Genomic DNA, 21,988 nt, shown 5'->3' on the forward strand with positions numbered 1-21,988 from the left:
CTGGGGAATAGATGATAGATAATTCTTCCAATTACCAATTACCAATTACCAATTACCAATTACCCAATTACCAATCCCCAATCCCCAATCCCCAATCCCCAATCCCCAATCCCCAATCCCCAATCCCCAATCCCCAATCCCCAATCCCCAATCCCCTATTTGTTGGTGATTATTTCATAAGTTATATGCAACCACAAGATTCTTTTTCTAGCGTATTTGCAGCGGCTAAAAACTGGTTTTCTCAAACTTTTTCTCCACAACAAACATCTATGACAGATTCCAAACCACGCGACGTACAAATTCTCCCGATTGCTACAAATACAAAAGTTTTCAGAGCCAGGAGTTGGTCACGTCTAAGGTTTGAAATTGAATATGCACTTTGTCGAGGTACTACCTCCAATTGCTATTTAATAGAAGCCGATAAAACTGCATTAATTGATCCTCCAGGAGAAAGTTTCACCAACATTTATCTGGAAACATTGCAGAATAGCATCAATTTTAGAAAGTTGGATTATGTGATTTTGGGTCATTTTAGCCCTAACCGCGTACCAACTTTAAAAGCCCTTTTAGAACTTGCACCACAAATTACTTTTGTTTGTTCTCTTCCTAGTGCAGCTAATTTACGAGCGGCTTTTCTTGACCAAGATATCAAAGTTTTGACCATGCGGGGAAAAGAAACTTTAGATTTAGGTAAAGGTCATGTTTTAAAATTCTTCCCTACTCCTAGTCCCCGTTGGCCAGAAGCACTTTGTACTTATGACCAACAAACCCAAATTCTCTACACAGATAAATTATTTGGGGTGCATATCTGCGGTGATGAAGTTTTTGATGATAATTCAGAAATCTTCAAAGAAGACCAGCGTTATTACTTTAATTGCTTGATGGCTTCCCATGCAACTCATGTAGAAGCTGCTTTAGAAAAAATTTCTGATTTGCAGGTAAGAATGTATGCAGTGGGTCATGGTCCATTGGTACGCACTGGCTTAATTGAACTAACTAAAGCTTATAGTGAATGGAGTCGCGCCCAAAAAGAACGGGAGATTTCCGTTGCTTTACTTTATGCTTCAGCTTATGGCAACACTGCAACTTTAGCACAGGCGATGGCTTGGGGGCTGACTAAGGGTGGCGTGGCGGTGAAATCCATAAATTGCGAATTTGCATCACCTGACGAAATTCGCACCACTGTAGAACAAGCAGATGCTTTGATTATTGGTACTCCTACCATCGGTGGTCATGCACCTACACCTATTCACACTGCTTTAGGTATTGTTTTAGCTACTGGTGACAACAGCAAACTAGCTGGGGTGTTTGGTTCTTATGGTTGGAGTGGTGAAGCTTTAGACTTGGTAGAAGGTAAACTGCGAGATGCTGGTTATCGGTTTGGTTTTGACACTCTCAAAGTCAAATTTAAACCCGATGAAATGACTTTGAAAATGTGCGAAGAAATGGGTACAGACTTTGCTCAAAGTTTGAAAAAAGCCAAGAAAATCCGCTTACCCCAACAAGCTGCTACCCCCACAGAACAAGCTGTAGGCCGAATTATTGGTTCTGTGTGTGTGGTCAGTGCTAAACAAGGAGAGATTTCTACAGGAATGCTGGGGGCTTGGGTATCTCAAGCTACTTTTAATCCCCCAGGAATTACTGTGGCGATCGCTAAGGAACGTGCAGTTGAATCATTAATGTATCCCGGTGGTAAATTTGTCCTGAATATCCTCCCAGAAGGCGTTCATGTAGACTACATGAAACATTTCCGCAAAAGTTTTGTCCCCGGAGAAGACAGGTTTGCAAATTTCCAAACAGTAGAAGCAGACAATGGTTGTACAGTTCTCACTGATGCTTCTGCATATTTGGAATGTTCTGTTAACCAACGTCTGGAATGTGGCGATCATTGGGTAGTATATGCAACCGTTGATAACGGTAAATTACTGAAGCCTGATGCTGTAACTGCTATCAACCACCGCAAAACAGGTACACATTATTAATCAAGCTTTGCTAAATTATTAACCGCTTTTGGGAATAACCAAGGCGGTTTTTTTTTGAATAATTAGCTTTTATCCGTTATCTTTGGTAAATTTGGACTCGGTACTAGGTAGACCATGTTTAGTGACTAATGCTGTATTATTATCAATTTGAGAGCAGCCAAGTACATTCAACATCACAATACTAGCTGCTGCTAAAGCGTAGCGTCTACCTAAACTCACTCCGTACCGTCTTTGTAAGAAATTTTTTTGCACAGCACTAAATTTGTGTCGGTTCATCTACTACCTCATTTGTGGTTCTAGCTTTCTATCCAGTTAGACGCTGATGATATCTCAGAAGTTCAATATCCCATAGAAAACACATAAATCGTCAATGGTTACAGTTTTGGTAACAGATATGGATTCTCGACTTCTTTGAAAAGTAGGTAGTTGGGTATACCCGCTAAATTTATGCTATAACTGAACTTAATTAATAAATATTTTAAAATTACTGTATCTACTGTTCAGGAGTTACTATGATTACAGATACACAAAGACAAAATAAACCGTTATTTTCTCAACATTATTTAAAATATCGTCTTCAAGAATCTCCAGAATGGCAATTAGATATTACAGCAGAATTTGAGAAATTAAAAAATCTTTATTTATCAAAAAAGACGATTTTACCTACTCTCAATGAAGCGCAAACTGAAGATGTATTTATTAAACCCGTATTAGATATTTTAGGATTTAAGAATATTCCTCAAGTCGTTACTCGTGGGAAAGGTAGAGCAGAACGTCCTGATTATGCGTTGTTTGCAAATGAAACAGAAAGGGATACAGCTTACTCTTTTCAAAGTAATGAAACTGCTTTTTATGGTAAAGTATTAGTAATAGCAGAAGCTAAATATTGGGAACGACCATTAAGTAAAGTTTCTGCAAATGATAAAAGAGATATTTTCAAGAATGAAAACCCATCTTTTCAGATTTCTAGTTATCTCACAGGTACAGGAGTTGATTGGGGAATTTTAACTAATGGTAGAGAATGGCGTTTATATTATCGTCAAGCATCTTCCACCGCAACGGAATTTTATCCCATTGATTTGGTAGAATTATTAGAAAATGAAGATATAGAAAAATTCAAATACTTTTGGTTATTTTTTAGAAGTGCGGCTTTTGAAAAATATAGTTATAATAAAAACTTTTTAGAAAGAGTCAGAGAAGGAAGTACAACTTATGCGACTCAAGTAGGAAACGAATTAAAAACATTGGTATTTGAGCAGATATTTCCTGACTTAGCAGGGGGTTTTGTTGCTGACGCTATCAGAAGGGGAAAAACTGTAGAACCAAAACAGGTTTATGCAGCGACTTTATCATTTTTATATAAGTTGTTATTTCTATTATATGCCGAAGCCAGAAACCTGTTACCAATTACCACCGCTTACCGTGATTATAGTTTAATTAAAATTACTCAAGAAATAGCGGAAAGTGTTGATAAACAAAAAACACTAAGTCAAACTTCGACAAAGATTTATAAGAGTTTATTAGGTTTATTTGAAATAGTAGATAGAGGTGATGCAGCTTTAGAAGTACCTCGTTATAATGGTGGTTTATTTCATTTTGATTTTCATGAATCTGAAGATATCAAAGATTATCCAGATAATTATTTTCTCTATGAACATCAATTATCTGATGCTGTCTTATTTCCTGCTTTAGATAAATTAGCACGGTTTGAAAAATTACCCATTGACTACAGTTTCTTAGGTGTGCGACAATTGGGTTCAATTTATGAAGGTTTATTAGAATATCGCGTAGTTATTGAAGATGGAAATAACGGAAAAGTCCATTTAGAAAATGATAAAGGTGAACGAAAATCTACGGGTTCTTATTACACACCAGATTATATTGTTAAATACATTGTTAGTCATACTCTCAAACCAATTTTAGAGGAGAGAAAACAAAAATTTGCGGATTTAATGACGCAAATTAGCCAATTACATGAAAAAATGGCAGATGGTAGATTGGGAGTACAAAGTCGTAATGGTTTACAAAAAGATTTACAACGTTTAGAAAGAAGAACTACAAATACTTTGCTGGATATTAAAATATGTGATCCTGCTATGGGTAGCGGACATTTTTTAGTGGAAGCTGTTGATTATTTTACAGATGAATTAATCATTATTTTAAATAAATATCCTGAACATAATCCGGTTTTGGATATGTTATCAAAAACCCGTGAAAGCATTTTAGCAAATTTGCAACAGCAGGGAATTACTATTGATGTCAATAAGTTAGAAGATACTCAACTTTTGCAACGGGTGGTAATGAAACGCTGTATTTATGGTGTGGATTTGAACCCAATGGCTGTAGAATTAGCCAAGGTGAGTTTATGGTTACATTCTTTCACAATTGGCGCACCTTTAAGTTTTTTAGATCATCATTTACGCTGCGGAAATTCCCTAATTGGTACGACTGCGCGAGAAGCAGAAGCAAATATGGTAAAGGAAGAAAGTGGACAATTAAATTTATTAACTGGTCCATTTGTGGGGTTGTTACGTGCTGCGGAAATTATGCGCGGTGTGAGTACGTTAAGTGATGCAACTTTTGCAGAAGTGGAAACTAGCGAAAGATTATTTAAGGAATTTGATCAAGCTGCGAAACCTTATAAACGGTTATTAGATATTTATGTTTCTAAATATTTTGGTTTGAAACGTGCTGATCATTTTTTACGGGTTTATGGTACAAATGCGATTAATACAAATCCTGAAAATATGAATGTTGCTGATATTGCAGTTTATGAAGATGCGAGAATGTTATTTGAGGAAAAGCGGTTTTTCCATTGGGATTTGGAATTTCCAGAGGTTTTTATTGATTTAGAAAATGCAAGTTGGAAAGAAAATCCCGGTTTTGATGCTGTGATTGGAAATCCACCTTATGGATCAACGTATAAAGACTATACAAGTGCTAAATTACAATATATTAGTAATACTGTCACTTCCAAAGATATTTATCTATTTTTTATTGAACTATCATTAGATATAATTTCCAAAATTGGTACTATAGGCTTAATTACTCCTAATACATGGATGACTCTAGAAAGTGGTTGTGAGTTTAGAAAATTAATTTTACAAACCACCCAATTAATTAAAATAGCTGAATTTAGATCAGCTTTTCAAGATGCAATTGTAGAAACTGCTGCTTTAATAGTTTCTAAGAATATTAATAGTTATGAAAATACAGAAGTTTTAAATTTTGCGAATCAAGAAATAATTTCTAAATATTCTCGTTTGACATCTGAATGGTTTTTAAATGAAGGATATGTGATTGATTATTATTTAAATATGGAAGAAATTAGTATTTTGAATAAGTCTACTAATCAAGGTATTAAGTTAGAAGAATTAGTAAATATATATGCAGGTACAAAATTATACGAAAAAGGAAAAGGTAATCCCCCTCAAACACCGTTAATTTTGAAGGAAAAACCATATACATCAAATAAATTACTACCAGATTTTGAACCCATAATTACAGGTGGAGATATACAAAAATATGCAATTAAAAATGATCTTATTTATGTTAAATATGGTACATGGTTAGCTGCACCAAGAAATGAAAGTATATTTAGAAATCAAAAAATCATAGTTCGACGCACTGACGATTTAATTATTGCAAGTATTGATTGTGATTTCAGAATTTGTCAAAACTCTGTACATTGTCTTATCAAAAAAGAAGAGAGTAGTTTTTCTGATTATTTTTTGTTATCAATATTAAATTCTTTTTATATTAAATGGTGGTATCAAAAGAAAAATTTCCAGATGGTTGGTAAGCCTTTTGCTGAAGTTAAAGTTATTTATTTATCAAGAATACCAATTCCTAAAATATCTTTTACAACTCCCCCAGAAAAACGCCAAGCATATCTAGAAAATACAATTAACCTTTACCAACAATATCAAATCAATCATAATTCTAATATCCTACTTACCCAAATTGATCATCATCTCAAGCAACAACCATCAGAAGCAGATGTAATTCATGATTTCCTCGCATACTTAGCGGAACAAATGATAGAATTAAATAAACAAAAACAAACAGAAACCAAAGGCTTTTTAACATGGTTAGAAAGATTTATCGGTGCTGATATTGATAATCTTACTAATAAATCGAAAATTCAAAATTATTTAGGTGATTATTCCAAACAAAAACAAGCAGATAACCATTTAACCTTTGATGAATTAATTAGTATCCTCAAGAAAAATCAGAAAAAACTGAAAATAGATCCCACCGCGAGAAAAGAACAGGAAACATTAGCAAAAGAATATCAATCAAGTTTAAATACACTCTTACCAATCAAAAAACAACTTAAACAATGTGATTGGTTAATTGATGAAATTGTTTATCGTTTGTATGGTTTAACTGAAGAAGAAAAAGCCATAATTACAGGAGAATAGGAGTTACGTACTGTACAAATTAATGATTTTATGAATTTACCAAAACAGCTTGTTTCAGATTTTCATTAATGATTATGTTAATCGTCAATAGTTCGGTATTGTAGGGGTTTAGCAGTGCTAAACCCCTACGAAAGATATGATTTTTTCGATTATACATACTTGTATCTCTTTAGTATCAAATACAACTATTGGGCGCATTGTCTATCCTCATGCACCAAATCATCTATAAATGATTCACGTTCATCTTCTGACATCGTATCCCAATTTAAACCACGTTCAGCACATAAATTATGCAGTTGTTGTTGTGCATATTCCATGCGAGATTCCTGTTCGTTTTCAGTTTCATTAGCTAATGCTAATAAGACTACTCGTTTACTTTTTGGGGGTAGCTGTTTAACTAATTCAATAATTTGTGATTCGCTTAATGTTAATATTGGCATAATCATTACCTCCGTTTTTAAATTATACTATAAAAAGAATTGGTAACATCAATCATGCTAAAATACAGCCAATTAAATTGTTTACCTTCATCTGAAGAATTACCCGACTCTGACGATACACCAGTGGATAATCAATTACAGCATCTCATTCCAGGATTATTAGAAAGCATTTTAGCCTTAATCTGGTCGCAGCGATGGGATTGGTTTTTTGGTGTAGACATGGGAGTATATTATGATACTAATAAACCTGCAATTGTCCCAGATGGATTTTTAAGTCTTGGTGTTCCCAGAATTATTGATGAAAAATTACGTCGCAGTTATGTATTATGGGAAGAGAAAAAATTACCAACTTTAGTATTAGAAGTAGTTTCTAAAACCTATAGAAACGAATATAGCACTAAAAAAAATATCTATGCCAAAGAGTTGGGAGTCTTATATTATATAGTTTATAATCCCTTAGTAAGTGAAGAATCATCTTTGGAAGTTTATCAATTAGTCAATGGTGAATATGTTTTAATTCCAGGAAATCCAGTTTGGTTATCAGAAATAGGGTTAGGAATTGGCTGGGAAAAGGGAACTTATCAAGGAATTACTAGACAATGGTTATACTGGTTTGATGAACAGGGAAAAAGATTTCTAACACCGGAAGAACGGATTCTACAAAGTGAAGAACAACGGTTAGAATCTGAAAGAAACCGGTTAGAATCTGAAAGAAAACGTTTAGAATCTGAGGAAAAAGCTCAGAAATTAGCAGAGATGTTAAAAAAATTAGGTGTTGATCCTGAAACTTTCATTTAAGTAAAATTGGTAGTATCAATCATGCTAGATTACGACTCTTTAGGTTATTTACCTTCATCTTGGGAATTACCTGATTCTAAAGACACACCACTTGATAATCAATTACAGCATCTTGTTCCGGGATTATTAGAAAGTATTTTAGCCTTAATTTGGTCACAAAGACAGGATTGGTTTTTTGGCGCAGGTATGGGAATATATTATGATCCGAAGAAACCTGCTATTGTCCCAGAAGGGTTTTTAAGTATTGGTGTTCCTAGAGTTAAAAGTATTAATGAAGATTTACGTCCGAGTTATGTATTATGGGAAGAGAAAAAGTCCCCAATTTTAGCATTGGAAATAGTATCTAAAACTTATCGAGAAGAACATATAACTAAAGGAAATATATATGCTCAAGATTTGGGAATTTTATATTATGTAATATATTGTCCTCTAAGAACAATAAAAGAAAAATTAGAGGTTTATAAATTAACAAATGGAGAATATATTTTACAACCAAGAAACCCCGTTTGGCTACCGGAAATAGGTTTAGGAATTGGGAAAGAAATAGGAACTTATCAAGGAATAACTAGAGAATGGTTATATTGGTTTGATGAAAATGGAAAACGATTTTTAACACCAGAAGAACGGATTATACAAAGTGAGGAAAAAGCTCAGAAATTAGCAGAGATGTTAAAAAAATTAGGTGTTGACCCTGAAAGTTTGACGTAAATAATCATCAATAATTCACACTCTAGTAGATTCCCGAATTATTGAAAATCGGGGATCTATCTTCTAATTTATCCTAATTTACAGGAACAGTCCACCAAGCTAAAGAGTATGCTTGAGTTGGTTCGTTGACTTGTTGTTTAAACTGCACCCGAATTTTATAATTAGCAGTAACTGGAACTGGACAAAAAATATGTTCTACATTATCAATTTCACTGACAGATGAACAAGCAGTAATTTCAGATTTTGGATCGTCTGCTTTAACTAGATAAAGGTCGAGATTATTTAACCCTTTATTTTGAAAAATTTCATCTACATCATATTGTTGATTTTTGTTTTTATCGGCTAATTCAACTAATCGATCCCAAGTTAAGGTAATAGCTACAAAACTGTTTTGTTTTAAAGGTTTTTCTAACTTATATTCTCTTGAAGAACTAGCATTAATTGTGTTATGATCCCAACCAATTACAGGAACAGATTCTGAAGGTTGCCATTGACCAGGAAGAAATTGTTGATAAGCACGTAAAGCATTTAAATGACCAGTTCCCATTTGTTCATCTAAAGGAATTTGGGGATTTTTGTAAGCATCAGAAGCAAACCAATCTCGATTTTGTTTATCAATTAAAGTTCTGGTCATTCCCAACCGCAATCCATCACCACTATCTTGAATTTTTTCCGCTGAATTTAATAATACAGCTTTCATAACTTGATGATTTCTAGCATCAATAGTCCAATTTGGTTGTTTGATTCTTAACTGTCGGTCAGCAAATTCTTGTAATAAAGCCACAGTCGCTGTAACGTGAGGTGCGGCAAAACTTGAACCTGTTAATTTATTTAATTTACCATCAGGATTAAGTAGAGGAATATTACTACCAGGAGCGACTAAACTAATTGATCTGCGTCCACCAGTATTAAATTCTTTACCAACTAAGCGATCGCCTAATCCTTGATTATTTCCTGCTAAATTAGAAACATGAACTTTATTAAAAATTCCCTCCCTTGGAGATGAAAAAGCCACGTTAATTGCGTTAAAATTATCTGTAGGAATGGGAATCCCGCCTTTACCTTGATTTCCAGCGATCGCATACACGACATTATGAACCCGACTCGACCAATCAATACACAAAGTCAGTAAAGCTTGACCATCCAAAACAGCCTCTGATCTGGGATCACGGTTCAAAGGTTCACCAAAACTAAAGTTAATAGCACGAACATCACCACTGTTTTGTAATGCTATATGTTGTGCTGATAAACACTCTTCTGGTTGACCCATATTTTTCGTAGTACCCACAGCAGAAGAATATAGTCTGGCATCTGGTGCAACTCCCGGCCAAGCTTTATCTTTACTGATCATCACCGCCGCAACATTATAAGCATGAGGATCTACACCAGTATTTGACTTAGCTGGCTCACTGCGTAAAAACACCGCCACGGGAGAAATAGCCCGATTTTTAGACACGGCTTTATCTAAGCCAAACATACCCGGACGACCAATTTCTACCTGACCGATGGCGATTTTGCGGCCAGTTAAATTGTAAGGAGGTTGATGTAATTTCAATACATCAATTCCACCGCTTCCTAGAGAACTGCTAAACTGCACAGATGCCAATACTGGCACAGTTAAGCAGGAAACAGCCAAACCACAAATTATCCAGAGTTTTTTCATATTTATTAGTCATTAGTCATTGGTCATTGGTCATTGGTCATTGGTCATTGGTCATTAGTCATTAGTCATTGGTCATTAGTCATTAGTTGCTTTCTTCCCAATCCCCAATCCCCAATCACTAATTTCCAAAAATTCCATATTTTGTTACAATGCCTACAGACGAGGACGCTTAAGAACCCACTAGCCATGACCCAAAACCCATCGAAAAAGTCTATAGTTATCGCTCCATCTATCCTATCAGCAGATTTTAGCCGTCTGGGTGACGATATTCGCGCCGTAGACAAAGCGGGAGCAGATTGGATTCACGTTGATGTAATGGACGGACGTTTTGTTCCTAATATTACAATAGGTCCCCTGATTGTGGAGGCGATTCGTCCAGTTACAACCAAACCACTGGATGTCCACTTGATGATTGTGGAACCAGAAAAGTATGTAGAAGGTTTTGCTAAAGCCGGCGCTGATATTATTTCTGTTCACGCAGAACACAACGCTTCACCTCACCTGCACCGCACCCTGGGACAAATCAGAGAACTCGGTAAGAAAGCTGGAGTTGTACTCAATCCGGGTACACCTTTGGAGTTAATTGAATATGTTCTAGAATTGTGCGATTTAGTGCTAATTATGAGCGTTAACCCCGGTTTTGGTGGTCAAAGCTTTATTCCTAGCGTAGTTCCTAAAATCCGCAAGTTGCGTCAAATGTGCGATGAACGCGGTTTAGATCCTTGGATTGAGGTTGACGGGGGACTAAAAGCCAATAACACCTGGCAAGTTTTGGAAGCCGGCGCTAATGCTATTGTAGCGGGTTCTGCTGTGTTTAATGCTCCTGATTATGCTGAGGCGATTAATAATATTCGTAACAGTAAGCGTCCCACACCAGAATTAGCAGCTGTTTAATTGAATACTGCTAACTAAATAATACTTAAATCCTCGATTTCTTTGGGAAGTCGGGGATTTATTTTTTTTATGAAATTTAAATTTGCTGCTGATGATGCTATAGTAGACCTGTAATGTTAATCGCGTCAGCAGTCAACACAATATTTTTTTATCAACAGGAGTCTAAAATAGTGTCACTGCTAAACATTACCCCTATGGCTATCAGACCGAGAGTGACAATTACACTGGATGAAGAAATATACAAAGAGCTTACAAACATAGCTGAAGAACAGGAGCGTACACCAGCTAACCTTGCGGCGTACATTGTTACGAAAGCTATTAAGGATAAAAATAAAGAAAACCCACAAAAGAAAGAGGAATTATGAGTAATTCACAGCCATTAGAAGATTTACCCACAAGACTGGATGATATTGACAGCAGATTAGATCAGCTTGGAGATGAAATTGATTTAGTCCGTACTATTCAGGAGGGTGTCAGACGTGAAACCCGTTCTAACAGTCAAGCTTTAGCACGACTAGAAAGAACTGTAACCAACCTTGCTGATATTGCACGTTTACACCAGCAAGCACTGAGGCAGTCTGAAAGGCAGTTTCAGGAGTTTCAAAGAACTAACCAGGAGTTTCAAAGAAATAATTATGAATTTCAACGTACAACTAATGCTGCTTGGGAACGAATTGATAGAGTTTTAGATTACTTGATCAAGCAATCAGGTGATCAGGGTGAAGGTTAGGTGGTGGTGTAGGCGATCGCCAATTGCAAAACCAAAACGATCAAGATCAGATCCCCGACTTCTGTGATCAATTGATAATTTATTGACAAGTTTAAAAAAGAAGTCGGGGATCTTATCGCCTTACCTGATGGGGATATTTAGATGACAAGCAGTATTACCTACCCTACATGATTACTTCTGATTACCCAAGCATTTAGCCGCTGCAACAACAAATATTCACACCTACAAAAGTTAAATTAGGACAACAGCAATTGATCCTCCTAAAGCTGCAAAAATACCGGACACAAATGCTGTTGCAAACAACCACCAAGCAGCATTAGCTGCGGCTTTGCGGGTTTCTTCTGCTTGACGTTGTGCCTGATGTTTCACCTGTTCTAGCTGATGTTGTGCTTCGTGCTGTAGCTGTTCTGCTCGTTGTAAAACAGTATTTCGGGCGTGTTCAATTTGGTCAATAATCCGGTTAACATCTGCTTCAGAAATATCTTCACGGGAACTCAAAATAGCGACTAAAGTATCACGATTAAATGATGCAAGGCGATCGCGCAAAGATTCAAAACCGGCTTGGGGATCTTCAAATAACTGACGCACATCATGCTTAATGCCTTGATAATTAAGTTCTGGGCGATCTAGAGAATTCAGATAATTACGAATACTGGCAAAAATTCCCTCAATTATATCTTGAATGCGTCGTTGAATACCCCGCACTTGTTTTACAAATTGCTCACGAACAAGGATCATATTATCAGCAATTTTCGCTGCTTCATCATCAGTGATATCTTCCCTAATTTTCAACAAAGTGATAATTGTTTCCCGGTCAAAATGCGAGAGACGTTCACTCAAACTTTCCATTCCCATGCGTGGATCATGTAACAACAATTCGAGATCCCGCTTAATGCCTTCCGGCTGCAATTCTTCTTTCCCAGAATATCGTAAATACTCTTGCAGATAGGTTTGAAAAGTTTGCACTCTTTGTTGTGTTCTTGTTGCTAACCGACGCGGCGCACGCACAATATTTTTAATTGATGTTTGCACAGAATCAATTACTTGATTAACTTGTGATTCACTTAAGTCTTGACGTTGACTCAACAATTTCACCAAACTATCTCTATCAATATGTGATAAACGATGACGCAATGACACAATACCTTCTTTGGGATGTGCAAACAACTGTGTAAAATCTCGTTGAATGTCTTCAGGATTCAATTCTTCCTTCCCAGTATTTCGCAAATAATCGGCAATAGTCGCAGTGGCAGAATCATATTGTTCTTTGATTTTTTGTGGTGTATGTTGAATGCTATGCCATAATTCTTCCACCACATTAATAATTTGATTAACTTGTGATTCACTTAAATCTCGACGTTGATTTAACAATTGCACCAAAGTATCCCGATCAAAGCGAGATAACCGCGACTGAATAACCATAATTGCCCCTTGGGGATCTTCTAAAATCTTTTTTAAGTCAGCGCGGATAGCATCAGGATTCAATTCTTCTTTACCTGTGTTACGTAGATATGATTCAACATTCAGCCACAGGGTTTCTGTTTGATATTGTAACTGTTTGGCAATGCTAAGTAATTCAATTAAAACGCGATCGCGTTGCATTTCCAATTCATCTAAAATCTGATCTAATTCCCATTCTTGAATATCATTACGTGCCAGCAGAATTTCAGCCATTTGTTCCCGTTCAACTTGCGCTAGTCGTCGAGATAGAGTTTGATAATCTGCTTCTGGATCTGCCAATAGCGGTTGAAAATTTTCTGGAATTTTTTCCGGTGTCAAATCTGCTTTAGGAGTCACAAGTAAATAACTTTCAACTCGTCTTTGCAAATCTTGGACAATTTCTCTCTCTTCTTGGGCAGTTACTATGATTAAAACTTCGTCGCGTACCGCTACTAATTGGTTAGCAATTTCTTGAATTTGTGTTTGTGTTAATAATCCTTTAGTTTGCAAAATATTAACAAAATCTTGCTGAGTAATTTTCTCTAATTCCCTGCGTACTGTACCAGGATCAGCCGCAGGATCATAAATTACATCCCGAAATTCTTGAGCAATATTTTCCTGACTTAGTTGCCAAGGAGGGGTGTGAATTAGGTAGTTTTCAATATCGGCATGAATCGGATGATAAGGTTGTTCTATGACTTGTTCTATGACTTTTTCTCTAGCAGTAGTTAGGGAATGCCAAATTTTTTCTACATCTAAATCAGACAAATCTGCTCTACCTAATACTATCCCCATGAGTGCCGATATTGCCTGTTGCACTATTCCCGGTTTTTGTTCTGTTTCTTGAGTAGAATGGATCTCAGCAATTAATTGGTCAAGTTTGCTATTAAGTTCATCTGTTTTAATTTGTTTTGCAGGAAGAGATTTAAGATCATTCATCAACTTTGTCAATTGTTCGGTGACAGGTTCTTTTTGATTTAAGGTCTGTTGCCAAATATCGTATAAAGTGTTAGCTATACGGTTAATTTCTTGTTTAGATAAATCGCTGCGACTGCTAACTAAATCAATGAACTTTTGACGGTCAATATTGTGGATATCTGAACTGTTGGCGATGCCTTGAAATTGTGGTTCACTAAGTAACTTTTTAAACTCATTCCGAATTTGAGATATATCAATTTCTGGAGGACGTAGCTTTTCTATGTAATCTTCTATGTTTTGGCGAATACTTGCAGGAGCGATCGCACTGCCTAATTCCCGACTTACAGCAGACGCAGCTGCTTCCGCAGTAGCTACCACTTGCTGATTGACAGTTTTAGCACCTAAAGCAGCGGTAGCTGTTCCCATAATCGCTTGAAAACTGGAAATAGCGGTATGGAAAACTGAGCCAATTAAAGAGCCTAATGTGGTTGTGCTGACCCACATTAGTAATAAAAGATATGCACCCCAAATGACTAAACCTAAAATTGCTCCTAATTTGGGATCTAAAATTAATAGACTCAATTTTACAGCTAAGAAACAAGCTATAAATAAGGCAATTGTTACCGTGACTAATGTCCAAATCCCCAGTTTCGTCCCAATTTTGCGAATTGTACCCCCTGAAGTTTCAATTGCTGTTGACTCTGATGGATGCCCCAAATAGGAAATACCAGCCGCAATCGAGAGATTTGTTAAAACTAACTGAAATGCAAATGCGAGAATTACCCCAGAAATTAAAGCCACAAAAAAGCGCGGACCAGAAGTAAGAACCGATGTCTGTGCCGGTGAGACGTTGGGTATGTTTACAGGTACTTGTTCCATCCAGCATAAATGTTTGTATAGTTCCTGCATGATTTCTAATTCCTGTTTCTTTCTAAGTTTAAATTTGGTTTAAATTAGCAAAATTTAGCAAAATAAATCTATGTCAATATCTAACTCATCCAGCTTTAAGAATCCAAAAATTAGGTTTTTATAGCATCCATCTTAAGTGAGAAATCTTATACAACGTTAGATAGAAGTTGATAGAATTATGATTAGAAGAATGTAGAATTTAGAATTTAGAATTTAGAATTTAGAAATTATATTCTATTAAATCAATACCAGGCAGTTTTACTCCTGACTTCTGCTATATCCCCCTCTTTGGGTAGATTAATCCATATTCATAGCTTGATAATTATGGTCCATAAGAAGTGCTTCTAATTTGTAACCATAGGCATAAAATTGCTTGGTGTATAGAAGCTACATTGAAGTTAAGCCTGAAATTATTTTGGACTTTGGTGCGAATAGAAGATTCAAAACCTCAAGCTTGATCAATTTAGGAGATAAAAACATGGAAACTCGCTCATCTAGCGATATATCACCAGTTGCGAAAGCCTATAATGGTTTAGATCGAAATGCCTTTATTTTTGGCTGGAATCCTCAAGCTGAACTGTGGAATGGACGTTTAGCAATGATTGGATTTGTAGCCTATTTATTGTGGGATTTAGCTGGTTTTAGCGTTCTGCGTAACGTGTTACATTTTATGAGATAAAACCAGCTTTGTTTTCTCTAAAGCAGAATTGGTTGAAATCATAGATTTCATCTAGTACACGGCGGCGTAAGTGAATGAACCGTTTTCAATCTCCGAAAAGTCTATTCTGTTTTAATTTTGACTTTTGACTTTTGACTTTTGACTTTTGACTTTCGCAAAGCGGTACTAGACCTATCTGCAATTTCTCAATAGACATCGACCGAATTTAAATTTTTCACCAGATGTCTAATTTAGAGATAGGTCTAATTTTTACTTAGATTTCATATCTGCGAACTGACAAGTCAGCGCTTCGCTATCGCTCCTCTAGTCATAGCCGCGATCGCTTTATCAGTCGCTTTGGGTAAGTGATAATATTTACCTCCGGCTGATTTTTATTACTAGCATTAGGATTTACAGAATTTAAGGATGTTTTAAGATTGATTTTGAGTACAAATTCAAGTTGTTAATTGATATAGCTTTAACTCTTTTCTGGCATCAACATCAAATTTTAACCCGATCTCCATTCCTGGGGTTGTTTTAATCTCAGGAATTGACTCACTATTAATACTCTCTATTGTAGCAATTTGACAGTATGAATCACCTACTAAAAATAAACTATCTCCGACTGACAATAAATATTCTCCATCTGCGGTTAAAATTGCAGCTTGAGCTTTTTTAAACCACTCTGTAATTTTACCAACTTCTTGCGCTTGACCAATTAATTTTTTATTTTCAATAACTTGATAAGTTACTAATTCAGTTAGTGCTTGACACAAACTTTCAACAAAATCACATAATTCCAAGAGTTCCTTAGCAGATAACCGATTATCTATATTTGTTCCATGTGCTGCATTGTTGCGATAACTAATTAATAAATCTAGTTCATCTGTCGCAAAGTTTTGATTTGCCCTAATTTCTTTCATGAAATACGTTATATCTCTATGCTTAATTACCCAACTCCAAGTATTATTAATACCTGCATCAGCGAACAATTTAATTAACACACTCTCTCGTAAATTTTATTGATGGAATAGGAAAGCATCTGGCAACAATTTATAATTATCTTTACCAGTTTTTCCATCAAATAAACCCTGTACAACTTTTTCAATAGTCAGGTGGGAATATCTTTTATTATCCTTGCCTTTATCTTCATCATCTTGCAGTTCTTGGAGTAGTCTCCCTACTCCATTTTTATGGGTTTTACGAATTGTACTGTCTAAGTTTGAATAATTTGGATATAATTCTGGTAAGAGAATTAACCAATCTCGAATTAATTTTTCTACAAAGGTTTCATAGATGGCATACAAGCGAGTTACAACAGCACAGTGATCATAAAAACGCCAATTGCTTAATGCAGGGATATCTTGAAATATATTTCTGCGGATACTTTCTGTTTCTTCTTGAGGTAAAGAAACTTCTCCAAAAGCAATCTCTCGCATTTTTTCATTAGTTATAATAATGGAACGAATGGTAGAGATATTAGCCTTTACAGCCATAAGCGGATTCTGAAACATGGCTTTTTATTCTGCTATTACTTGAGATAACATATCATCAAATAAACTGATTCTATTTTGAATATCAGACTTAGTTTTTCCACCTCCAGTAAATAGTCTTGATTGATCTTCCCTAAACAAAATTTTAGTTTTCTCAATAACTCTTGGCTTCCGTTCGAGTAAAATATCTACATCTACTAAATGTCTACTAAAACCAACCATTACAGCATCATAATAAGCTTTATAAGCTCTATCCTTCCAAGTGTCAGACTGAGGATCAAAAGGTTGGAATAAGTTATCTCCATAAATTTGGTGAGATAGATTGATAGTTTGGAGAAAAATGTCTTTCAAAAATTTGATATCTTGGTCAGAAAATGATAGGCTTTTCATCATATATAAATCTAAAAATCCTTCCATACCTCTACTAAACTTATCAGTATTACGCAATGCAAAAAAACGCAGAATTAATTCTGCGTCCTCCATCTTTTTGTAGAGGTTATTTTTTTGAAGTTCTTCTTCATCATCAATAGGAATATTCCAAGCATCTGCAAAAATTTGATTACCTGCTAACTCTATCAATAACTGATTAAATTTACCATAAAACGAACAATTACGTATTTCCTGACGACTAAGTTCTACTCCCCCAGTGTTGATACGTGCAAAAGCAAGCTGTTTTAAAAACAGCGCATCTTCTGGACTAGATGTTGACTCTGTAATTAAAACTATAGTCGAGATAGAACGACGATCAATTCCTGCTTTAATATTGTCAGGAAGTTGATTATATGTACGTCCATTCAGTTCTGTCCAAAGTTCTAATCCTGTTAATTGCAGGCGATTTTCATAAAATTCTTTAAGAGCAGTAATTCTCTGTTGACCATCCATTACTTCATAAACATTATATTTCTTTTCATACAGAATAATTGGAGGCACAGGAATATTAATTAAAAAAGATTCTATCAGTTGAGATTGTTTTTTCTCGTCCCATCTATTTCTTCTTTGATAAAAAGGTCTAAGATCCATATAACCGGGTTTTTTTAACGCATCTACGAAAGCTGGTAGCTTTTCCCGGTTCATTTCCGTTAATATTCGTTGTTCACCCTTTTCATATTTATCATTTATTTCTTGGTCAGACATAGTGATGTGGTTTAGAAATGGTGTTTTTTCCCACATCTTTTCTTCCGTTGGAGTTAGAAGTTGCATTGAGTACATTCTCCTTCAATGATGATAAAAATAAATAAACCTATCTACAAATTAGCTCATAAACCTGATTAGTTAAGGGTTAAAACAGAATTTATAGATAGGTCTAATGGCTATTTTGCTTTCATATCCGCGATCGCTCCTCTAGTCATAGCCGCGATCGCTTTATCAGTCGCTTTGGGTAGGTGATAATATTTACCTCCGGCTGATTTTGCCAATTCCTTGGCAAAGCCAGTTGATACAAACTTACTCTCCGTATCAATGACCAACAACTGCATCCCTGAAGCCCGAATTCTGCCAGCAATATCTAATAATTCGGCTTTGATATCTGGTTTTTCACCTGGTTCTATGGGTTCACCTAAAGAACGAGCCAGAGGAATATTACCGCGTCCATCAGTAATTGCCACAATGACAACTTGACCGATATCTCCCCCCATTTGGGCATTTACACCGACACGCACGGCTTGAGTTAAACCATGTGCCAGGGGAGAACCACCACCACAGGGTAATCTTTCTAAGCGATTTTTGGCTAAAGCAATGGAACGGGTAGGGGGTAATAAAACTTCCGCTTGTTCTCCTCTAAAAGGGATCAAAGATACTTGGTCACGATTTTGATAAGCCTCTGTCAAAAGCTGCATTACTGCACCCTTAGCAGATTGCATCCGATTTAAAGCCATTGAACCAGAAGCATCAACCACAAACACCACCAAAGCGCCGGCTTTTCTCACCAACCGCTTAGAACGGATATCTCCCTGTTCAACAATCACTTTTTTATCTGGTTGTCTAGCGCGGCGTGCTTTTTGATACGGGGCTGCGGCTCGCAATGTGGCATCTACGGCTATTCTCCGGGCTTTACCTTTAGGAATCATCGGCTTGATGTACCGTCCCCTATCGTCTGAGAAGATAATACTGCGACTTCCAGATTTACCTTGACGTTGTGCCATTTGGGTAAAATAAAGCACTTCTGGGTCAAGAATTACCCCTTCTGGATCAAAGATAAACTCTTCGGGAATGTCTGGGGGTTCTTGCTGTTCTTGTTCTTCTTCTTTTTCCTCTTCCTGTTCTTCCTCTTGTTCTTCGTCTGATTCCGATTCGTCTTGATTTTCTGGTGGTGGTGGGGGTGGTGGAGGTGGTTGGTCTGGGGGTGGTGTCTGGACTATCGTGGTTCTGGGAACTATCACCAATTCCACTGCGCGACGTAAATCTTCAGCGGTGACGGTATTACGTCCTTCTAAGGCTGCTGCGGCTTTGGCTACTCGCACCGCAAATAGTTCTGCACGATGTCCTTCTACACCCCCGCGAATGGCTTCACTGACGAGGTAGGTAATTTGTTCTGGGGTAATGGTGACTTCTTTTAACCATTCCCGTGCGAGGATGATTTGGGTTTTGAGGGAGTCTATGTCTTCGCTGTATTGTTGGAGAAATTCTGAAGGAGACTTAGAATAGGCGATCGCTTGTTCAACTGCTTGTACTCTTTGATCTATACCCAGAACTCCGTCTGCTGATAAGGCGATCGCTATTCTATCAAGTAAATGCTCCCTTAACGCCCCTTCTTCCGGGTTATAAGTGGCGATAAACAACGGTTTGCAAGGATGTTGAAAACTTATCCCTTCCCGTTCAATTTGGTTACGTCCGTCCGATAATACAGATAACAGTTGATTACTAATTTGGTCATCTAATAAATTGATTTCATCAACATACAACACACCCCTGTTAGCTGTAGCCAGTAATCCCGGTTGAAAAATCGTATCACCTTGTTTAACCGACTGTTCCACATCCACAGAACCTAAAAGCCGGTCTTCTGTAATCCCCAGGGGAATTTGTAAAAAAGGTGCAGGGATAATTTCCGTTTCTATCTCCTGTCTTTCTTCAGCCAAGAGTTTATCATCCCATTCTTCTGGATGGTTGGGGTCACAGTTGCTAACGGAATCTTTAACAACTTCAATTGGTGGTAATAAGGCGTGAATAGCACGCGCCATCACAGATTTAGCCGTACCGCGACGACCTGCAATTACCACACCCCCCAAAACGGGATCTACTGCTGTCAACAGCAAAGCTATCTTAATTGCTTCTTGACCAACTACAGCAGTCAGCGGAAAAGCAGTCATTGTCGGGGTAAGAGTAGGCGATCGCATTGTTTCCTTAATAGTTATTATAGTTTTAGCATAGCAATTTCTGGCACATTTTAGAATATATGTAATAGCAATTTGTGAAGGAGCAAGATATATGACTACAATTCAGGTGAGGCGATAAGATCCCCGACTTCTTTTATTTATTATCTCCATAAATGATAAATTGATCTGGTGAAGTCGGGGATCTAGATATCAACAATTGCTATAACTGAATACTGGCAATAATCACATTCAATTAATTAATGGAAAATTGATGGAAATGGTATCAAAAAGTAGGGTGAATGAAACCTGTTGGATGAAGTTATGGAAGGTACTTTTATGACCCAGATAGGTTGATGATTGAAATTCGTTGTGTTCTTCATTAAATACAAAGATGGAAAAAATTTTAAAAGTCATTGACGACGTAATTACAAACCCACCAATTCCTCACGAACCTTACAAGCAATCATTAAAAAATTGGGCAATGTATTGTTTACGGGATAGAGGTTTTATTGTTGTTTATGACCAAAATGCTGATTTTGCGGTGCAATTTAAAAGCGGAGAAAAGCTGTATTTTAAAGTTTCTAATACTGCTGATGATTTAGATAGTAAAGTGAATTGGATAGTTTGGGATGGTGCAGCTAAAAAAGTCAGCCTGATCCCGCAAATGTGATCAATTATAGTAGGTTGGGTCCAAAGAAAGCGCCACCCAACAAACGTTTATAAATGTTGGGTTTCCTAACGTCAACCCAACCTACATAATTTTACTTTGTTTCGCAAATACTAGAAAATGCTGCTGCGGTAATGTATTTTTACTTTCCTGGAGAACTAAACCTACTGCTTGCATTTCTTTTTTGACTTGTTTTTGTGTCATTTTGTGCAAGCGTTTAATCATAATAAAGGGATTTTCACCCCGATATTCTACTAAAACCACTCTCCCACCTGGTTTTAATGCTTTAACAATTTCTGTCATTACTTCTTGGGGATATGCTAATTCATGATAAGCATCAACCATGATTGCTAAATCTATGCTTTCTGGTGGTAAGTTAGGATTGGTTAAGGTTGCTAAAATTGGTTCAATATTATTGATGTTTTTTTCTTGTTTAAAATACTCAATAATCTCTAACATTTCTGGCTGAATATCAACTGCTAAAACCTTACCTTGTGGTAATAAAGGTGCTATTAAAAAACTTAAATAACCTGTACCAGCACCAATATCTGCAACTACATCATCAGGTTTTAAATTGAGAAGATTGATAATTTTACTCGGTTTTTCTTCTGCTTCTCTGCTAGGTCTTTCTAACCAACCTGCACCTGTATATCCCATGACTTGAGCAATTTCTCGCCCCATGTAGTATTTACCGATACCATCAGGGCTGTGATTATGACGTTGTTCGTAAACTGTTGCGGTTTGAGAATTACTGTCAGCAAGGGTAGTGGGAGCAAAAAAGGCGATCGCTAATATAACAAGAATTACAGATAACCAGAAGAAAAAATTATTCTTTGAATCAGTATTCATAAGTAGAATTTTGCTTAATTGGGTACAAAGTTAATATATTATTCAGAATAATTCAGGAAAACAGTTAAATCAAGAAGTATCTAAACATGGAATTGTCTATGTAA

At 36.4% G+C, this 21,988-nt stretch carries 16 protein-coding genes and 1 pseudogene; 9 read left to right on the forward strand and 8 right to left on the reverse strand.

Annotation, left to right across the window (positions count from 1 at the left end; translation table 11 throughout):
- The first annotated feature begins 269 nt into the window (after window positions 1-269).
- The gene (locus VB694_RS01370; protein ID WP_323358544.1) at window positions 270-1,982 is read left to right on the forward strand and encodes a diflavin flavoprotein; all 1,713 of its coding nucleotides are present in this window, start codon (window positions 270-272) and stop codon (window positions 1,980-1,982) included.
- 69 nt (window positions 1,983-2,051) lie between these two features.
- Here VB694_RS01370 and VB694_RS01375 read toward each other — a convergent pair whose 3' ends face one another.
- Window positions 2,052-2,258 (reverse strand): proteinase inhibitor I4 serpin, encoded by a 207-nt coding sequence (locus VB694_RS01375; RefSeq protein WP_323358513.1) that lies wholly within the window; start codon window positions 2,256-2,258, stop codon window positions 2,052-2,054.
- A gap of 236 nt (window positions 2,259-2,494) precedes the next feature.
- On the opposite strand from VB694_RS01375, the gene VB694_RS01380 reads away from it, so the two are divergent.
- On the forward strand, window positions 2,495-6,406 hold the full coding sequence (locus VB694_RS01380) for an Eco57I restriction-modification methylase domain-containing protein (protein ID WP_323358514.1): 3,912 nt from the start codon (window positions 2,495-2,497) through the stop codon (window positions 6,404-6,406).
- A gap of 185 nt (window positions 6,407-6,591) precedes the next feature.
- Here VB694_RS01380 and VB694_RS01385 read toward each other — a convergent pair whose 3' ends face one another.
- Window positions 6,592-6,846 (reverse strand): hypothetical protein, encoded by a 255-nt coding sequence (locus VB694_RS01385; RefSeq protein WP_323358515.1) that lies wholly within the window; start codon window positions 6,844-6,846, stop codon window positions 6,592-6,594.
- 54 nt (window positions 6,847-6,900) lie between these two features.
- Between VB694_RS01385 and VB694_RS01390 the strand changes: the two genes are divergently transcribed.
- Window positions 6,901-7,644 carry a Uma2 family endonuclease gene (locus VB694_RS01390; RefSeq protein WP_323358516.1) on the forward strand — a complete coding sequence of 248 codons (744 nt, stop codon included), beginning with the start codon at window positions 6,901-6,903 and terminating at the stop codon, window positions 7,642-7,644.
- A gap of 21 nt (window positions 7,645-7,665) precedes the next feature.
- Window positions 7,666-8,352: a Uma2 family endonuclease gene (locus VB694_RS01395; protein ID WP_323358517.1), complete on the forward strand. Its 687-nt coding sequence runs from the start codon at window positions 7,666-7,668 to the stop codon at window positions 8,350-8,352.
- A gap of 73 nt (window positions 8,353-8,425) precedes the next feature.
- On the opposite strand, the gene VB694_RS01400 is transcribed toward VB694_RS01395, so the two are convergent.
- Window positions 8,426-10,015 (reverse strand): S8 family serine peptidase, encoded by a 1,590-nt coding sequence (locus VB694_RS01400; RefSeq protein ID WP_323358518.1) that lies wholly within the window; start codon window positions 10,013-10,015, stop codon window positions 8,426-8,428.
- Window positions 10,016-10,201: 186 nt separating this feature from the next.
- On the opposite strand from VB694_RS01400, the gene rpe reads away from it, so the two are divergent.
- The 3 genes from rpe to VB694_RS01415 all read left to right on the forward strand — a co-directional run bounded on the left by rpe (window position 10,202) and on the right by VB694_RS01415 (window position 11,639).
- Window positions 10,202-10,909: a ribulose-phosphate 3-epimerase gene (rpe, locus tag VB694_RS01405; RefSeq protein WP_323358519.1), complete on the forward strand. Its 708-nt coding sequence runs from the start codon at window positions 10,202-10,204 to the stop codon at window positions 10,907-10,909.
- A gap of 212 nt (window positions 10,910-11,121) precedes the next feature.
- The gene (locus VB694_RS01410; RefSeq protein ID WP_323358520.1) at window positions 11,122-11,274 is read left to right on the forward strand and encodes a ribbon-helix-helix domain-containing protein; all 153 of its coding nucleotides are present in this window, start codon (window positions 11,122-11,124) and stop codon (window positions 11,272-11,274) included.
- Window positions 11,271-11,639 carry a hypothetical protein gene (locus VB694_RS01415; RefSeq protein ID WP_323358521.1) on the forward strand — a complete coding sequence of 123 codons (369 nt, stop codon included), beginning with the start codon at window positions 11,271-11,273 and terminating at the stop codon, window positions 11,637-11,639. Before VB694_RS01410 ends, VB694_RS01415 begins: the two co-directional genes overlap by 4 nt.
- Before the next feature lie 231 nt (window positions 11,640-11,870).
- Here VB694_RS01415 and VB694_RS01420 read toward each other — a convergent pair whose 3' ends face one another.
- A complete protein-coding gene (locus tag VB694_RS01420; protein ID WP_323358522.1) occupies window positions 11,871-14,906 on the reverse strand; it encodes an MFS transporter in 3,036 nt (1,011 codons plus the stop codon).
- Window positions 14,907-15,384: 478 nt separating this feature from the next.
- Here VB694_RS01420 and VB694_RS01425 point away from each other — a divergent pair, with 478 nt between their 5' ends.
- Window positions 15,385-15,585, forward strand: coding sequence for a chlorophyll a/b-binding protein (locus VB694_RS01425; protein ID WP_323358523.1), 201 nt, complete (start codon window positions 15,385-15,387; stop codon window positions 15,583-15,585).
- A 434-nt stretch (window positions 15,586-16,019) separates the two neighbouring features.
- Here VB694_RS01425 and VB694_RS01430 read toward each other — a convergent pair.
- The 3 genes and pseudogenes from VB694_RS01430 to bchD form a co-directional block, all read right to left on the reverse strand.
- Window positions 16,020-17,078, reverse strand: a pseudogene (locus VB694_RS01430) (MAE_28990/MAE_18760 family HEPN-like nuclease).
- Window positions 17,079-17,084: 6 nt separating this feature from the next.
- Complete coding sequence (locus VB694_RS01435; protein WP_323358524.1) at window positions 17,085-18,257, reverse strand: DUF262 domain-containing protein; 1,173 nt, start codon at window positions 18,255-18,257, stop codon at window positions 17,085-17,087.
- A gap of 110 nt (window positions 18,258-18,367) precedes the next feature.
- Complete coding sequence (gene bchD / locus VB694_RS01440; RefSeq protein WP_323358525.1) at window positions 18,368-20,389, reverse strand: magnesium chelatase ATPase subunit D; 2,022 nt, start codon at window positions 20,387-20,389, stop codon at window positions 18,368-18,370.
- Window positions 20,390-20,759: 370 nt separating this feature from the next.
- Between bchD and VB694_RS01445 the strand changes: the two genes are divergently transcribed.
- Entirely contained in the window at window positions 20,760-21,038 is a 279-nt protein-coding gene (locus tag VB694_RS01445; protein ID WP_323358526.1) for a hypothetical protein, read from the forward strand.
- 81 nt (window positions 21,039-21,119) lie between these two features.
- On the opposite strand, the gene VB694_RS01450 is transcribed toward VB694_RS01445, so the two are convergent.
- Window positions 21,120-21,884: a class I SAM-dependent methyltransferase gene (locus VB694_RS01450; RefSeq protein WP_323358527.1), complete on the reverse strand. Its 765-nt coding sequence runs from the start codon at window positions 21,882-21,884 to the stop codon at window positions 21,120-21,122.
- Between the last annotated feature and the right edge of the window lie 104 nt (window positions 21,885-21,988).

The organism is Anabaena sp. UHCC 0451, assembly GCF_034931405.1.
In the GTDB taxonomy this organism is placed as follows: Bacteria; Cyanobacteriota; Cyanobacteriia; order Cyanobacteriales; family Nostocaceae; genus RDYJ01.

Coding starts and splice junctions, on each gene's coding strand:
- VB694_RS01385 (WP_323358515.1), bottom strand. CDS start 6,846: ATGCCAATATTAACATTAAGCGAATCACAAATTATTGAATTAGTTAAA.
- VB694_RS01450 (WP_323358527.1), bottom strand. CDS start 21,884: ATGAATACTGATTCAAAGAATAATTTTTTCTTCTGGTTATCTGTAATT.
- bchD (WP_323358525.1), bottom strand. CDS start 20,389: ATGCGATCGCCTACTCTTACCCCGACAATGACTGCTTTTCCGCTGACT.
- VB694_RS01415 (WP_323358521.1), top strand. CDS start 11,271: ATGAGTAATTCACAGCCATTAGAAGATTTACCCACAAGACTGGATGAT.
- rpe (WP_323358519.1), top strand. CDS start 10,202: ATGACCCAAAACCCATCGAAAAAGTCTATAGTTATCGCTCCATCTATC.
- VB694_RS01435 (WP_323358524.1), bottom strand. CDS start 18,257: ATGCAACTTCTAACTCCAACGGAAGAAAAGATGTGGGAAAAAACACCA.
- VB694_RS01390 (WP_323358516.1), top strand. CDS start 6,901: ATGCTAAAATACAGCCAATTAAATTGTTTACCTTCATCTGAAGAATTA.
- VB694_RS01425 (WP_323358523.1), top strand. CDS start 15,385: ATGGAAACTCGCTCATCTAGCGATATATCACCAGTTGCGAAAGCCTAT.
- VB694_RS01420 (WP_323358522.1), bottom strand. CDS start 14,906: ATGCAGGAACTATACAAACATTTATGCTGGATGGAACAAGTACCTGTA.
- VB694_RS01445 (WP_323358526.1), top strand. CDS start 20,760: ATGGAAAAAATTTTAAAAGTCATTGACGACGTAATTACAAACCCACCA.
- VB694_RS01375 (WP_323358513.1), bottom strand. CDS start 2,258: ATGAACCGACACAAATTTAGTGCTGTGCAAAAAAATTTCTTACAAAGA.
- VB694_RS01380 (WP_323358514.1), top strand. CDS start 2,495: ATGATTACAGATACACAAAGACAAAATAAACCGTTATTTTCTCAACAT.
- VB694_RS01370 (WP_323358544.1), top strand. CDS start 270: ATGACAGATTCCAAACCACGCGACGTACAAATTCTCCCGATTGCTACA.
- VB694_RS01395 (WP_323358517.1), top strand. CDS start 7,666: ATGCTAGATTACGACTCTTTAGGTTATTTACCTTCATCTTGGGAATTA.
- VB694_RS01400 (WP_323358518.1), bottom strand. CDS start 10,015: ATGAAAAAACTCTGGATAATTTGTGGTTTGGCTGTTTCCTGCTTAACT.